The sequence below is a fragment of the Bifidobacterium asteroides genome (genome assembly GCF_030758775.1).
In the GTDB taxonomy this organism is placed as follows: Bacteria; Actinomycetota; Actinomycetes; order Actinomycetales; family Bifidobacteriaceae; genus Bombiscardovia; species Bombiscardovia kimbladii.
In genome coordinates, this window is sequence record NZ_CP132384.1 from 1810178 (window position 1) to 1825475 (window position 15298).

The 15298-nt window shown below is 61.0% G+C and carries 11 protein-coding genes; 10 read left to right on the top strand and 1 reads right to left on the bottom strand.

Annotated features, from left to right (window positions below; all coding sequences use genetic code 11):
* Nucleotides 1–74: 74 nt before the first annotated feature.
* The 5 genes from RAM15_RS07440 to RAM15_RS07460 all read left to right on the top strand — a co-directional run bounded on the left by RAM15_RS07440 (nt 75) and on the right by RAM15_RS07460 (nt 2770).
* Nucleotides 75–521, top strand: coding sequence for a DUF3290 family protein (locus tag RAM15_RS07440; RefSeq protein ID WP_121915011.1), 447 nt, complete (start codon nt 75–77; stop codon nt 519–521).
* Nucleotides 522–524: 3 nt separating this feature from the next.
* Complete coding sequence (locus RAM15_RS07445) at nt 525–1169, top strand: DUF421 domain-containing protein (protein WP_024626892.1); 645 nt, start codon at nt 525–527, stop codon at nt 1167–1169.
* Nucleotides 1170–1440: 271 nt separating this feature from the next.
* Complete coding sequence (locus RAM15_RS07450; protein WP_306221369.1) at nt 1441–1626, top strand: type II toxin-antitoxin system RelE/ParE family toxin; 186 nt, start codon at nt 1441–1443, stop codon at nt 1624–1626.
* A gap of 48 nt (nt 1627–1674) precedes the next feature.
* The gene (locus RAM15_RS07455; RefSeq protein WP_024626894.1) at nt 1675–1989 is read left to right on the top strand and encodes an addiction module antidote protein; all 315 of its coding nucleotides are present in this window, start codon (nt 1675–1677) and stop codon (nt 1987–1989) included.
* 217 nt (nt 1990–2206) lie between these two features.
* Complete coding sequence (locus RAM15_RS07460; protein ID WP_306221370.1) at nt 2207–2770, top strand: manganese efflux pump MntP; 564 nt, start codon at nt 2207–2209, stop codon at nt 2768–2770.
* A gap of 1 nt (nt 2771) precedes the next feature.
* Here RAM15_RS07460 and RAM15_RS07465 read toward each other — a convergent pair whose 3' ends face one another.
* Nucleotides 2772–3434, bottom strand: a complete 663-nt coding sequence (locus RAM15_RS07465; RefSeq protein ID WP_306221371.1) for a hypothetical protein — start codon at nt 3432–3434, stop codon at nt 2772–2774.
* Nucleotides 3435–3594: 160 nt separating this feature from the next.
* On the opposite strand from RAM15_RS07465, the gene RAM15_RS07470 reads away from it, so the two are divergent.
* The 5 genes from RAM15_RS07470 to RAM15_RS07490 all read left to right on the top strand — a co-directional run bounded on the left by RAM15_RS07470 (nt 3595) and on the right by RAM15_RS07490 (nt 15242).
* Nucleotides 3595–4425 (top strand): winged helix-turn-helix transcriptional regulator, encoded by an 831-nt coding sequence (locus RAM15_RS07470; RefSeq protein ID WP_306221372.1) that lies wholly within the window; start codon nt 3595–3597, stop codon nt 4423–4425.
* Between the two features lie 61 nt (nt 4426–4486).
* On the top strand, nt 4487–5134 hold the full coding sequence (gene nth, locus RAM15_RS07475) for an endonuclease III (RefSeq protein ID WP_306222272.1): 648 nt from the start codon (nt 4487–4489) through the stop codon (nt 5132–5134).
* Nucleotides 5135–5144: 10 nt separating this feature from the next.
* Nucleotides 5145–6677: an ABC transporter substrate-binding protein gene (locus RAM15_RS07480; protein ID WP_306221373.1), complete on the top strand. Its 1533-nt coding sequence runs from the start codon at nt 5145–5147 to the stop codon at nt 6675–6677.
* A 44-nt stretch (nt 6678–6721) separates the two neighbouring features.
* Nucleotides 6722–9463 carry a valine--tRNA ligase gene (valS, locus tag RAM15_RS07485; RefSeq protein ID WP_306221374.1) on the top strand — a complete coding sequence of 914 codons (2742 nt, stop codon included), beginning with the start codon at nt 6722–6724 and terminating at the stop codon, nt 9461–9463.
* Nucleotides 9464–9755: 292 nt separating this feature from the next.
* Complete coding sequence (locus RAM15_RS07490) at nt 9756–15242, top strand: RCC1 domain-containing protein (RefSeq protein WP_306221375.1); 5487 nt, start codon at nt 9756–9758, stop codon at nt 15240–15242.
* Nucleotides 15243–15298: the final 56 nt, after the last annotated feature.

A 15298-nucleotide genomic window follows, 5' to 3' on the forward strand; every position in this document is an offset into this window, starting at 1 on the left:
GCCCAAATCCTCCCAAAACGCGTCCGGCCGTCTACGATTGCCAATTGCGGGTGCGCGCAAGGGCAGGAGCGGCTATGACTTTCTATACATACCAATACCTCAAGGGCGGGCAGACCAACTGGACCATGATCAGGATCATCGTGGTCGTCGTTCTGGCCCTGGCCTTTCTCTTCTTCCTGTTCATGTACTCCCGCCACCGTTGGAACCATAAGTACAAGGATCTGTCCATCATCCTGGCCACCCTGCTCCTCTTGGCGGCGGCCATCCAGTACAGCGACTACACCAATCTGCGCACAGCCAGCCTGCAGAGCGGTCAGCTGACCACGGTCATCGACAAGTCCGCCGCCAAACTCAAGGTCAAGCCTGAGCAGATCAGCATCAACGACACCTCGCGCAACAACGACATGATCATCAAGACCCCCAAGGGCTACTACACCCTGGTATTCAACAGCTCCGGCTCCGAGTTCCTGCTGCAGCGCGCCGACCTGTACCACCCAGACATCACCGTGATCGGAGAGTGACCCATGGATATCAATTTCTACGTCAACGTGGCCCTGAAGCTGATCGTCGGACTGCTCTTCATCACCCTGCTCATCAATGTGACCGGCAAGGGGAATCTGGCGCCCACCTCGCCAATGGACCAGCTGCAGAACTACGTCCTGGGCGGCATCATCGGCGGAGTCATTTACAGCGACAGCATCTCCATGGCCCAGTACATCGTCATCCTGCTGATATGGGCGGCGCTGATCCTCATCACCCGGTATGCCAAGACCCATATCCACGCGGTGGGCAAGTACATCGACGGCGAACCGGTTACCATCATCAAGAACGGCAAACTGCTGGTTCAGAACTGCCTCAAGGTCAACCTGACGGCCAAGGAGGTGGACTTCAAGCTGCGCACCAAAGGCATCAACGACATTCGTGACGTCAAGCGGGGCATCGTCGAGCAGAACGGCAGCCTGACTATAATTTCCGAGGGTGACAAGGACGTGCGCTATCCAGTGGTCATGGACGGCCGGGTTAATCCGGACGTGCTGGATACTATGGGCCGGGACGAGGACTGGCTCAACGAGCAACTGGCCAAGCAGGGCATAGACAAGGTCAGCGATGTATACATGGCCCGCTTCCAGAACGGCGAATTCTACGCCGTTACCTACCAGGATCAGTAGTACTCGGAAACTGACTACAGAATTCGCGAATCACTCGACATTCAGTTCTCATAAGCAATTGTTGCAGTGTACACTGTAGTGTACACTTTCTTGTGGGGAATGGGACGCATCTTCTCGAAATAAGAGGGGAAAGCGACACCATGCCCTTATCCGTCATTGAGGTACTGGAGACTGAGGAATTCAGCCGGTGGATTGATGAATTGAAAGACACTCAGTCGACAGCCCGCATCCTACACCGATGGGAACAAGTAAAACGATCCGGACACCTTTTATGCGACTGGAAGACTGTGGAGAAGGCATATCTGAAATGCGTTTTCACAATGGTCCGGGTTACCGCACCTACTTCGGACTGAAGAACAAACAGGTCGTGTTGCTGCTTTGCGGCGGCAGCAAGACTCACCAGAAGAGGGACATAGACCGGGCAAAACATCTGTGGAGGTCATATCTGGAGAGCTGACGGCATCCAGATGGGCAACAAGCGGACCACATTAAGGACAGAGGTGTGATGACGTTGAAGATCAGGGAATTCCATGCAGGCGACCATATACATACCGAACAAACAGCCGTCCGCTACCTGCAGGTTGCCATGGAGGAGGCCGACAAGGCCGAAACCTCTCGGCAGGGGGCTGCAATCATCGCAGATGCACTCGGCGAGGTGGCACGAGCACAGAGGCATATGAGCGCCATCGCCTCTGATGCCGACCGATCACGGTCGGGCATCTACAAGGCCCTGAGCAATCAGGGGGATCCGGCGCTGAGCACGGTCATCAGCGCCGTCCATGCGGCAGGGGGCAGTCTGACTGTGACCATGGCTCACTAAAGGGCCGATCGAATAGCCTGTCATGCTTGATTATCACAGCGCTGATAAGTAAAATCTGTGTCCATATTGTTATGGCGTAGCATGTGAACGGCATTCAACGAATTCAAAGCCGATTCCAATCGGCAGTTCCGCGCTGGACGCTCCCGAGGCGTAGGCGGGTTTGAGGAGACCTGGTCGAGGCCCATCCCACCAGGGATGAACCCTTTCAAGGAATGCCGTGTTCTTGAGATTGTTGTTTATCGCTTTAGGTGTATCTTCTGATGCCTTCGCCGTCTCCATCAGCAAGGGGCTGTCCGTGGACCGACTGCGGGCCCGTCATCATTGGCTGGTCGGCCTTTGGTTCGGCGGATTCCAGACTCTGCTGCCCCTGCTAGGTTACTTCGCCGCTTCGATGCTGCAGGACTCCCTGGCCGCCGTGGATCACTGGATTATCTTCGGCATCCTTTCAGCCATCGGGGTCAACATGATCCGCGAGGGCGTCTATGGCGAAGAGGAGGGAGCGGACGGCGAGGAGAATTTCTCCTGGCGGCAGATGCTTCCTGCGGCCATCGCCACCAGCATCGACTCATTCGGAGTGGGCGCGGGCCTGGCTCTGCTGGGCATCAACATCTTGCTGTCCGCACTGGTCATCGGGCTGGTGACGGCCGCCGCCTCCATTCTGGGGTTGCGCATCGGATACGCGGTCGGGTCCCGCTGGCGCAAGCCTGCCAGAATCGCCGGCGGCATCATTCTGATTGTCATGGGCATCCAGATCCTTCTGGATCACCTGATGAATGCCTAGATCAGAACGTCGTCTGCAAGACCATGACGGACAGGGCCACGATGGATCCGGCCAAAAGAACCGACATCAACGCCAGCCCAACGGCCCCACGCCGATCAGCTGCCTCCTGGGCCCAGCGATAGCCCGAAGTCATCAACCCGACCAGCAGCAGCAAGGCCACAAGCACCACCAGGATCAGCATCAGGTCAGGTCGCAGGCCTCTGATCAGCTCTGGCAGGAAGACCCACCCCGAGGCAGCGACGGCGGTCACCCCGCCCATGGCAGTTGCAGAAATGCCCCGAATGACCATTCGCCGGTCCCGACGCAGCATCTGCCGAACAAACATGAACACGGCCAGGACGGCCAGCAGGAATGCCGCAGTCGACAGCCAGGCCCAGAGGGCGCCAGGCCCCTGTACGACCAGGGCCGGCGCCAGAGCGACCAAGGCCAGCAGACCGGACATGGCTCGGTCAGGACCAGGTCGGATGCCTTTGCCCACCAAGGGCCAATAGGCCAAGAGAGCCGATGCCAGCCCCAAAACCAGAACGGCCTGCACCCATCGGGCGGCCCGGGGCTCTGCCAGCAGGCCCAGCGCTGCGCCCGGCAGGATCAGAGCCGCCAGGGCCACCAACTGCGTCAGAGCGGGCGCGCGCCCATCCCGGTTTTCTTTTACGGTCTGCGCCATGGGTCCTCCTGCCTGTCCCCGTCGGGGAGCCATACGTCACATCCTAGGGCAAGGCCATCCTGTGAACTCGGAGCCCCTGTGACGGGCCGATTGTACAATGATGACGACTGTTCAAGGAATCCACCGCTATGGACGAACGGACAGGGAAGAAGGTACCCCCGTGACGGATCTGACCCTGATGACCTGCGCCGAGGACCCGGCATCGGTTCTGCCCGCCTTGGCCCTGCTCTCCCATCGAGTGCGCGTTCTTCCTCTGGATGCCGCCTCCCTGGTAAGAATGCCCGAGGACACCGTGCTGCTGATCGATGCCAGCGACGACCTGGCCGAGGCCAAGACCCTCTGCAGCCTAACCCGAGCCTCGGGCCTGTCCACGCCCATCATCCTGATTCTGAGCGAGGGCGGCTTCACCGTGGTCAACGCCAGCTGGGGTGTGGCCGACGTGATCATTCAGTCCGCATCGCCCGCCGAGGTCGAGGCCAGGCTGCGTCTGGTCTGCCAGCGCGTGACCCCGACACGCAAGCCGGATGCTCAGCCAGAAGAGGCGGAGGACCAGGTGCCCACTGGCCAGGTCCGCTCGGGTGACCTGGTTGTGGACACCGAAAGCTACACGGCCCGAATCCACGGCCGGCCCATCAACCTGGCCTACAAGGAGTTCGAGTTGCTCAAATACCTGGTTCAGCATCCAGGCAGGGTCTTCACCAGGGCACAGCTCCTCCAGGAGGTCTGGGGTTATGACTACTACGGCGGCACCAGAACGGTGGATGTACACGTGCGGCGGCTCAGGGCCAAGCTGGGCAGCGAGTACGAGCACCTGATCGGCACGGTCCGCAATGTGGGCTACCGGTTCGACCCGCCCTCATCGGTGAGAACGGCCCAGGCTCCCAAGGCCACGACAGATGCAGGAAGCTACCCGGTTAACGCCGAGCAAAACGACAGCCAGTCCAAACAATCCGAAGATGCCAAGAAGAAGAAAACCGATCATAGTGACTGATGCATCATCCAATCGAAAGCACCGCCAAGGCAGGGAGAGCAAAGCCCGGCGCCTGACCCGCATGCACGAGGAGTACCGCATCCTCTGCCAGGTCTTTCCCGAGGCGGTCTGCGCCCTGCACTTCCGCAATCCATTCGAACTGCTGGTGGCCACGGTCCTGAGCGCCCAGACCACCGACAAGCGGGTCAACTCGGTGACCCCTGAACTCTTCGAGCGCTATCCAGACCCTGCAGCCATGGCCCGGGCCCAGCCGGCCGAGCTGGAGGCCATCATCCACCCGGTGGGCTTCTACCACGCCAAGGCCCGCCACCTGCTGGGGCTCTCACTGATGCTGACCGAGGACTATGGCGGACAAGTCCCCCAGACCATGGAGGAATTGACCAGTCTGCCTGGCGTGGGGCGCAAGACCGCCAACGTGGTCCTGGGCAACGCCTTCAACATTCCAGGATTCCCTGTGGACACCCACGTCACCCGGGTCACCGGCCGCCTGCGCTGGCGGACCGACTGGCGCAGCACCCACCCCGATCCGGTGAAGATCGAGCATGAGATCTGCGACTGCTTCCCTCCCGAGGACTGGACTAATCTATCGCACAGGCTGATCCTCCACGGCCGGGCCACCTGCCACGCCCGCAAGCCCGACTGCCTGCACTGCCCGCTGGCCGAGACATGCCCCAGCGCCGAGCTCCTGGCCGGACCGGCCTCTCGGTAGAATCAAGACCATGGCACGCGGCAGACACAGAGGAATCAGCTCCGGAATCATCTTCATCCTGGTACTGGCGGTCCTGACCGCGGGCACCTACATGACCTGGCCGTTGTTGACTGGCCGAGGGGGCTGGCGGCTGCCCTGGAACCTTGGAGGTTCGGGCCAGGTAGTGCGCATCCGGGCCCGCCAGGCCCCCGTCTCCCTGGACATCCGTACCGAGCCCGGTCAGGCCACTGACCAGGCCCTGATGGGCAACGTCTACCAGACCCTGACCAGGCCTGACGCCCAAGGTCGGCCGACTCCTGGACTGGCCCAGAACTGGGAGATCTCCGCCGATGGTCTGCTCTACACCTTTCATCTGCGCAATGATGCCCGCTTCGCCGACGGACGCCAGCTGACCTCAGAGGATGCCCTCTGGTCCCTGCGGCAGATCCTCGATCATCAGTATCAGGGCCACCAGGACCTGGATGACCTGGCCAGGGTCACCAACCCGGATGAAGCCACCCTGGCGATCAGGCTGAAGAGCCCGGATGCCCATCTGCTGACCGCTTTGAGCGGTCGGGCCGGTATTGTCTACGATCGCCAGGCCCGCGTCAACTACTCCACCCAATCGGCCGGATCAGGCCCATATCAAGTGGATGACTGGCAGCCGGGAGCCAGCCTGACCCTGACCACAAACAAGTCCTACCGGGGCCCGGACAAGGCCGCCATCCACAAGGTCGTCTTCAGCTATGCCGGCAGCCCCGAGCAGACCGTAAAAGATCTGAACCAGGGACGTCTGGACGCTGTAGTGGACATGGATCCGGCTACGGCCAAGCAGGCCGGCAAGGCTCCGACAGCAACACCCAGCACAAACAATGTGGTCCTGGCCTTCAACAACGAGGCATCTAGCCTGCTGTCCGACCAACATGTGCGCGAAGCCGTTCGCTATGCACTGGACCGCCAGGCGCTGGCCGATCTGGAAGGCGGCGCAGCCAAGGCGCTAGGTGGACCACTCAACCCGCTCAGCCCAGGCTATGATCCCGGTCTGCAGGCCTTCCCCTTCGATCGTGTCCAAGCGGCTCGTCGATCCTCCTACTATGCCCAGTCCTACTATCACGGCGGCCTGCGCCTGGTCTATCCCCAGGAATTCGGCAGCCAGGTGGGCGATCTGATCAGCACGCAATTGAAGGCGGTGGGCATCCCCACCCAGGTCTCCATGGTGGATCAGGCTGCATTCCGCGACCAGGTGCTCACCCGTCACGACTACGACATGGCCCTGCTGGTCATGGACAATGACGACATCGGCCGCTTCGCCGACCCCAACGCCACCATGCTCTTCGACAACACCGAGGTCCAGGAATCCTGGAAGCAGGTCAAGGCCAGCACCGACCAGAACACCTATGCCGAGCGGCTGCGGGCTTTCGCCCGACAGGTCAGCGACCTCTCCCCCAGCGACTGGCTTTATGAGCGCACACCCTTGGTCCTGAGCGCTCCCCGACTCCAGGGTATGCCCAGCTCTCTGTTGGACCGCTACCTGCCCCTTTGGAACCTGCGCATCCAGGGCTGAAAAGGCCGGCGCCCCTTGTCACTGTTCGTCCATAAAATGCTGGTATGTCTGCTGAACACCAAGGAATCGTCAATGCCCATCTGACCCCCCTGCCCGACAGGGTGGGTGTGGATGGCCTGGAGGAAAAGTGGTGCCGCGACTGGGATGAGTCCGGCGTCTACCGCTTCCGCAACACCCGCGAGCGCTCCGGCGTCTACTCCATCGACACCCCGCCGCCCACGGTTTCAGGGCATTTGCATGTGGGGCACGTCTTCTCATACACCCATACCGATGTGATCGCCCGGTTCAAGCGGATGCAGGGCTACGACGTCTTCTACCCCATGGGCTGGGACGACAACGGCCTGCCCACCGAGCGGCGGGTCCAGAACTATTACGGGGTCCGCGTGGACACCTCGCTCAAGTATGATCCGGACTTCAAGCCCCCCTTCCACGGGACCAAGGGCAAGAAGATCAGCGCCAAGGACCAGGTGCCCGTCTCCCGGCAGAACTTCATCGAGCTGTGCGAGGAACTGACCGCCGAGGACGAGAAGCTCTTCGAGCAGCTCTGGCGGTCGCTGGGACTGTCGGTGGACTGGTCGCAGACCTACCACACCATCGGCGAGCATCCACGCCGGGTGGCACAGAAGGCTTTCCTGCGGAATCTGGCCCGGGGCGAGGCCTACCAGAAGGAGGCCCCGGGACTCTGGGATGTGACCTTCCAGACCGCCGTGGCCCAAGCCGAGCTGGAGTCGCGCGAGTATGACGGCTTCTACCACAGGGTGGCCTTCCGGTTCGCGGACGGCACGCCAATCTACATCGAGACCACCAGGCCTGAGCTCTTGGCAGCCTGTGGCGCCCTGATCGCCCATCCAGACGACAAGCGCTACCAGAAGTACTTCGGTCAGAAGGTCTACTCCCCCCTGTTCAAGGTGGAAGTCCCCATCCTGGCCCATCCCGCCGCCGAGATGGACAAGGGCGCCGGCATCGCCATGTGCTGCACCTTCGGCGACGTGACCGACGTGCAGTGGTGGCGGGATCTGAACCTGCCCACCAGGTCCATCATCCAGCGCAACGGACGAATCGTCATGGACGTGCCGGACTGGATCACCGATGAAGGCGGACGGCAAATCTTCGAACAGACCGAAGGCAAGACCACCTTCTCAGCCCGCAAGATCATCGTGGACGCTTTGCGCGAGTCCGGCGACCTGGACGGCGAGCCCAAGCCCACCAAGCGCATGACCAACTTCTATGAGAAGGGCGACAAGCCCCTGGAGATCGTCACCTCCCGCCAGTGGTACCTGCGCAACGGCGGCACCGACCAGAAACTGAACCAGGAGCTGCTGGAGCGCGGCAAGGAGCTCCACTTCCACCCGGACTTCATGCGGGTACGCTACAACAACTGGGTCGAGGGCCTGAACGGCGACTGGCTGATTTCCCGGCAGCGCTTCTTCGGAGTCCCCTTCCCACTTTGGTATCCAGTCAGGGAGAACGGCGAGACCGACTACGCCCATCCCATCACCCCGGCCGAGGACAGGCTCCCCATCGATCCCAGCAGCGATGTGCCCGAGGGCTTCGAGGAGTCCCAGCGCGACCAGCCCGGCGGCTTCACGGCCGAGAAAGACATCATGGACACCTGGGCCACCAGCTCCCTGACGCCTCAGATCGTGACCCACTGGGCCGAGCCGGGCGAACAGGACCAGGCCCTCTTCAAGGCCACCTTCCCCATGGACCTGCGCCCCCAGGGCCAGGACATCATCCGCACCTGGCTCTTCAGCTCCATGGACCGCGCCCACCTGGAAAACGGCTGCCTGCCCTGGAGCGACACCACTCTGTCGGGGTGGATCCTGGACCCGGACCACAAGAAGATGAGCAAGTCCAAGGGCAATGTGGTGGTGCCGGACGAACCAATCAAGAAGTATGGCGCTGATGCCGTGCGCTACTGGGCATCCTGCGCCCGGCTGGGTCTGGACGCGACCTACGATGCGGGGCAGATGAAGATCGGCCGCCGCCTGGCTGTCAAGCTTCTCAACGCCGCCAAATTCGCCCTGGCCATCGGGCGGGAGGATGAGAACCATAAGGTCACCCAGGCAGCGGAGGCCACCTGGAACCCCGCTGACGTCACAGTCCCGTTGGACCGGGCAGTCCTGGCCGGCCTTGCCCAAGTGATCGACCAGGCCACCAAGGCCCTGGAATCCTACGAGCACTCCAAGGCCCTGGAGGTGACTGAATCCTTCTTCTGGGACTTCTGCGACAACTACATCGAACTGGCCAAGAACCGGGCTTACGGAACTGCGGATGCCACCGGCAGAACCCCTGGCGAAGCACAGGTGCTCAGCGCCCGCACAACCCTGGGGCTGGTCCTGGACGCTCTGGATCGTCTCCTGGCCCCCTTCCTGCCCTTCGCCACCGAAGAGGCTTGGCAGTGGATGCATCAGGGGGACGGATCGGTTCACCGGGCCTCCTGGCCACGTTCGGAATCCTACCGGGCAGCTGCCCAGGGCCAGGATCCTGCTCTTTTGACTTGGGCAGGCAAGGCCTTGGCCTCCCTGCGGCGGATCAAGTCCGAGGCCAAGGTCTCCATGAAGACCCCCATTCTCTCCGCCTCCTTGAGTGTGGCGCCGGAGGGCCTCGAAGCCGTGAAGGTCGCCCTGGACGACATAGCCGAAGCGGGCAGGGTCACCGGCAATCTGGACCTGGTCGAGGAGACCGCTCAGTCCGAAGCGAAGGGAGCTAGCGAGGATGAGGCGGGCATCCGGGTGACCGCCAGCCAGCTGGGCGAGCCCCCCGCCAAGAAGCCTCGCAAGTAGGCTCCACAATTGCCAATACAACCGGGGCGGTTCGGCCATAGGCACCGCCCCGGTTTCCTATCGGCTTCACTGGTGACAAGGCCGTTATCAGTGCAACCAGCCTCGCTCATGCAAAAAGTGCTGCTTCCATAATCAAAGGCATGCCCGCAGCAACAGCCTGATCAAAACTCCGAATAGCCCGAATATTGTAATGCTACAGTAGAAGTTATAGAGGGACTTTATTTTAGTGTGCACGGACGCAGATTTTGGGGCACGAGCTGGGGAATCGGCACGCTTGGGGAGGAAGCATCGAATGGGGAATGCTCATGGCATCCGCAGACTGGTGACGTTGACAGCCATGATTGGGCTGGCGCTGATCGGAGCATCAACAGGCGCATACGCAACCACCGGCGACATGACACCTGCATCTGCCACAGAATCGCCCTCGCCCAATCCTGACAGCAGCGCAAGCCCATTGCTCAGGACGGGCAGCGAGGCAGAGGTCGGGGCCGCTGCTCCGACCGCATCACCATCACCGCTGGCCAGCGACAGCCCCTCCCCGTTCAAGTCCATCCAACCGTTCAACGAGGAAAAGACGGACAAACCCTCGGGGAGCAGCTCACCGAGAGCCAAGTCGCCACAGACCAGGGATTCATCCTCATATACCCTTACTTTCGAGCCTGACGGGGGCTCGCTGGTATCCGGCTCGCCAGCCCTGAGCCAAACAGTAACCTCAGGTCATCTGGCGTCCCCTCCTACCATCACCAAATCAGGCTACCTGTTTGACGGATGGTTCCTCAAAGGCTCCGATGTGGCCTATGACTTCGGCAAGCCGGTCACCAGCGCGCAGTCGCTGACGGCCCATTGGTCGTCGGTCAACGACGCCCAATGGACGACAGCCGACGTCAGCGGTGGCGACACCGGGGGCTCCGCAATCACCCTGACTCCCCCCAAGCCCAGAGGGGTGAGATTTGCACAGGTCAGCGCCGGCCACGACCACACCCTGGCCGTAGGTTCGGACGGCCACGTCTACGCCTGGGGCGACAACAGCAAGGGCGAGCTTGGCGACAGCACCACAATCAACAAAAACACGCCAGTGCGGATCGCTGAAAACGAGGCCATCAAGGGAAAGACCTTCATATCCGTCAGCGCGGGAACCACATTCTCCATGGCCCTAGCCTCGGACGGCACCGTCTACACCTGGGGCGACAACAGTCGCGGCGAACTCGGCAACGGGTCCACCACGAATTCTTCAGTACCCGTAAAGGCGAATCTCAACGCCACCATCACCGCCATCAGCGCCGGATACTGGCATGCCATGGCCCTGTCCTCGAGCGGTACGATCTACACATGGGGAGACAATCAATACGGCCAGCTCGGCAACGGGCACACGGGCGTCAACGTCAACGCTTCACCAGCAGCGGTCTCTTCATCCGGCGTCACCTTCACCACCATCAGTGCCGGATACGATTTTCAAACGGCGCTGGACAGCCAAGGACATGCCTACGCCTGGGGACGCAACCAGGGCGGCCAGCTCAGCATCGGCACCATGGACGGCACCAGCAGTGGTTCCAATGTCTACACTCCATCGCGCATTTACGGCGACTCGACCGGCAACCCAGACAGCACAGTCTACACCGACATCGATGCAGGGTACCTGCACGTCCTTGCACTGAGCAATACAGGCAAGGTGTACTACTGGGGTTATCCCCTGACCAAGGGCAATGACGCCAATACCGACAGCGTTCACTCCTTCTATCCCAGTCTGTTAAGCCTGCTCCCGGGAACGGCGACGCCTGTTTCAGTGAGCGCCGGGGACTACTCCTCTGCGGTGGTCGACTCTGCAGGCAGCCTGTATATGTTCGGCAGCAATTCCAGCGGCCAGCTGGGCGACGGAACCACAAGCCCCAAATCAACTATGACCAAGGTGAGCCTGACAGGCGTCACGGTCACTGCATTCGATGTCTGCCGGCACAGCCTGGCCATCGGATCGGACGGGCTCCCCTACAGCTGGGGGGAAGCGAAAAGCGGCAAGCTGGGACAAGGCAGCAAGGGACCTCAAAGCGGTTCGCAGACCAAGCCTGCAGCGGTCGGCCCACCCCAGATAGATCTGGCCAAGGTGACCTTCGGCAGGACGGATGTAGCCAAGACCGACAGCAACAGCCCGATTAGCCGAACTTCAGCAGGCGACGACACCTGGAGTTCAAATACCCCATGGACGGTCACTACCCCGCACCACACTTACGGAACCACCAAGATCAGGATCAACGACGGTCAATGGTCCATTGGCGGCGCCGCACAGCAGGGGCAAAGCATCGGCAACTATACATTCACACCCACTGCCCAGAAGATCACTTTTGATTCGGACGGAGGCTCATCAGCCTCGGACCAGTTCGTCACCGCAGGCAAGCAGGCTTCGCGCCCCACCGTCACCAAGGCAGGTTTCCTCTTCGACGGCTGGTTCATCAAGGAGGCAGACGGCAGCTCCAATGTGGCCTACGACTTCAGCAGTCCTGTCACCGGGCCGCTGAATCTGAAAGCGCATTGGTCTTCGTCAGACATGAAATGGAAGACCTCGGATACCCTCCATGGCGATGACACCGGGGGCTCCACGATTACTCTGACTCCTCCCAAACCCAGAGCAGTAAGGTTCACCCAGGCCAGCGCCGGGCGCTACCACACCCTGGCTGTGGGTTCGGACGGATACGTCTACGCTTGGGGAAATCAGGCCAGCGGCGGACTGGGCAACAGCAAAGACTCAGGCACGGCGACTACACCAGTACGGATTACTGAAAATGACGCCATAAAAGGAAAGATCTTCATAGCCGTCAGCGCCGGCGACACCTATTCCATGGCCCTGGCATCGGACGGCACCGTCTACACCTGGGGCAACAACGACAAAGGCCAGCTCGGCAACGGCACCACAGGAGGCTACTCAGCCGAACCAGTAAAGGCACAGACAGGCAATGCCAAAATCACCGCCATCAGCGCCGGACGGTCATACGCCATGGCCCTGGCATCGGACGGCACGGTCTACACCTGGGGCAACAACCAGTACGGTCAGCTAGGCAACGGCGGCTCAGACAACAGCAGCCATTCCTCCCCTGCCAAGGTCACGACGCTGTCCGGGATCACCGCCATCAGCGCAGGGTTCACTACAGGTACTGCCCTGGACAGTCAAGGCCACGCCTGGGCCTGGGGCCACAACGACAAGGCACAGCTCGGCAACGGCACCCTTAATGACAATCCGACACCGGCACGCGTCCAAGACCTGAACACCGGACAGCCTGATACGCGGTTCTATATCGCCATCAGCGCGGGCTATCAGCATGTGCTGGCGCTCGATACGGATCATAACGTCTATGGATGGGGTTCCAGCACCGCCGTCGGCTCCTCGACTGATACCAATGTCAGCACGAAAGGATCCACTAAGATCAGCTTCGGAGACGACGCTGTCAACATCACCGCCATCAGCGCGGGCGACGATGGATCCGAAGCCATAGACGACAACGGAAAGCTCTACACCTGGGGCAATCAGGGTTACGGCCAGCTAGGCAACGGCAATAGTGATGCATGGCAGACCAATCCGAAAGCCATCACTCTGGCCCAATCGGTGAAGGCCTGCGCGGTAGCCACCTCCGGCCATCACCAGACGGCCATCGGGTCTGACGGATTGCTCTACACCTGGGGATACAACTACTACAACCAGCTGGGGCAGAGCATATCGGCATCAAGGCCCGGCACCACACAGCCACCACAGATCACCCTGACCAAGGTGACCTTCGGCACCATGGCCAGCAGCACCAAGCCAGCCACGAACCTGACCCAGACAAGCAAAGACACCTGGGATGAAAACCGGGATTGGACCTTCGTGACGCCCGCGTACCCGTACGGCCCGTCCAGTTTCACCATCACATGGAACATTGCCGGCGATGCCGGGGACTCAAGGCAGACACAGCAGTTCGACTACACCTTCGATCGGACCAAGAAACGCATAACGCTTGACCCCGAGGGAGGTACTGGAGCTGCATGGACAAGCAAAGACATCGAGGAAGGCGAATTGGTACCCCGACAGACCCTGGCCAAAACGGGCTTCCTCTTTGACGGGTGGTTCGTCAAAGCGGATGACGGCAGTTCCAATGTGGCCTACGACTTCGGCAAGCCAGTCACGGACCCGTTGACCCTGGTCGCGCACTGGACGCTTTCGACTCAAATGACCGTCGACCCAACCGTCAGTCCGTCCACTGGCGGATACCAGGTCACCATCACTCCGCCCTCGCAGCGCGGCATCCGCTTCGCCCAGGTCAGTACAGGCAAAAACCATACCCTGGCTGTCGGCAGTGACGGCAATGCCTACGCCTGGGGAAACAACAGCACGGGACAGCTCGGCAACGGCAGCAAGGACAGTAGCAAGACACCCGTCCAGGTGAAGAAACCCTCCGGTGCAGGTACCGACTTCGCCTACACCCAGGTAAGCGCAGGATATGGATTCTCGTTGGCCCTCGGCAGTGACGGCAATGCCTACGCCTGGGGAGACAACGGCAGGGGGCAGCTCGGCAAGGGCACCCCAGGCGGCACCAACACGACACCCGTCCAAGTGAAGAAACCCTCCGGTGCAGGCACTGACTTCGCCTATACCCAGGTAAGCGCAGGAGGCTATCATTCCCTGGCCGTCGGCAAGGATCATCAGGCCTATGCCTGGGGGGACAGGAGCAACGGCGGACAGGTGGGCGACGGTAACACGACCGGGAACGCCCCTGCTCCTGTAGCCGTCAACGCAAGCGCCACCAGTCCTGGGTTCCAAGTCAGGCAGGTCAGTGCGGGATACCAGCACTCTCTGATCATCGGCATAAGCGGAAAAACCTACGCCTGGGGATATGGCGACAGCGGCAGGCTGGGCAACAATGCCAAATCCTCACAGGCCACTCCTGTGTCGGTGTCGTCACCCGTGAGATACGAGGACGGATCGATAGGATTCTTCGCCACCCAGGTCAGCGCAGGAGGCTCGCACTCCCTGGCCATTGGCAGAGACGGCAAAGCGTACGCCTGGGGTGCGAATACCGACGGACGACTGGGCACCGGAGACACCAATGATGCCGCAATACCAACCTTGGTGGCCGATCCCGACGGAGGCAGCGATGGATTCAAACCCACCGAGATCAGCGCCGGAGGATGGTTCTGCGCAGGAATCGACGACAAAGGGAAGATATACACCTGGGGAAACAACGGTCAAAACGCCCTGGGCAATGTCTCCATCACGGGATCCATCAGCACATCCCCCGTTCTGGTGAGCAAGAACGGCAGCACCATACAGATCAGTGCAGGCGAGCGCCAAGTCCTGGTCATCGACTCCAATGACATGGCCTATGGCTGGGGCGACAACAGCAGCAGACAGCTAGGAACCAATTTGGACAGCACTTCCGTCAAGGCAGCCACCTTGGTCTGCCCGCCGCAATTGACCATCAGCTCGGTCACAGTCGGCACGGATCCGGATACTGCCGCAGTTCTTGAACTGACCCGGAGCGGCACAGCCGACGCATGGGGATCGTGGAATACCTGGACCTTCTATACCCCAGCCTTCAAGGCGGGCCGGACAACAGTCAACATCAACTGGAATGTGGGCCAAGGCAACCCTCAAACCGAGAATCTGCCCTTTACCTACAAGGATATTCTGCCTCTAACCGGTAGCCAGGGTCTGCTCATCGTGCTGCTTGTCGGACTTTTCATAACGGTGACTGTCCTGGCAGCAAGACAGCATTACCTGGAAATGGCTCGTCAGACTCTAACCAGCACTCGCTGATACCTTGTGGCCGATGGCACAGGAATTGATCCGAGCCGTCGGCCATGACCATACGA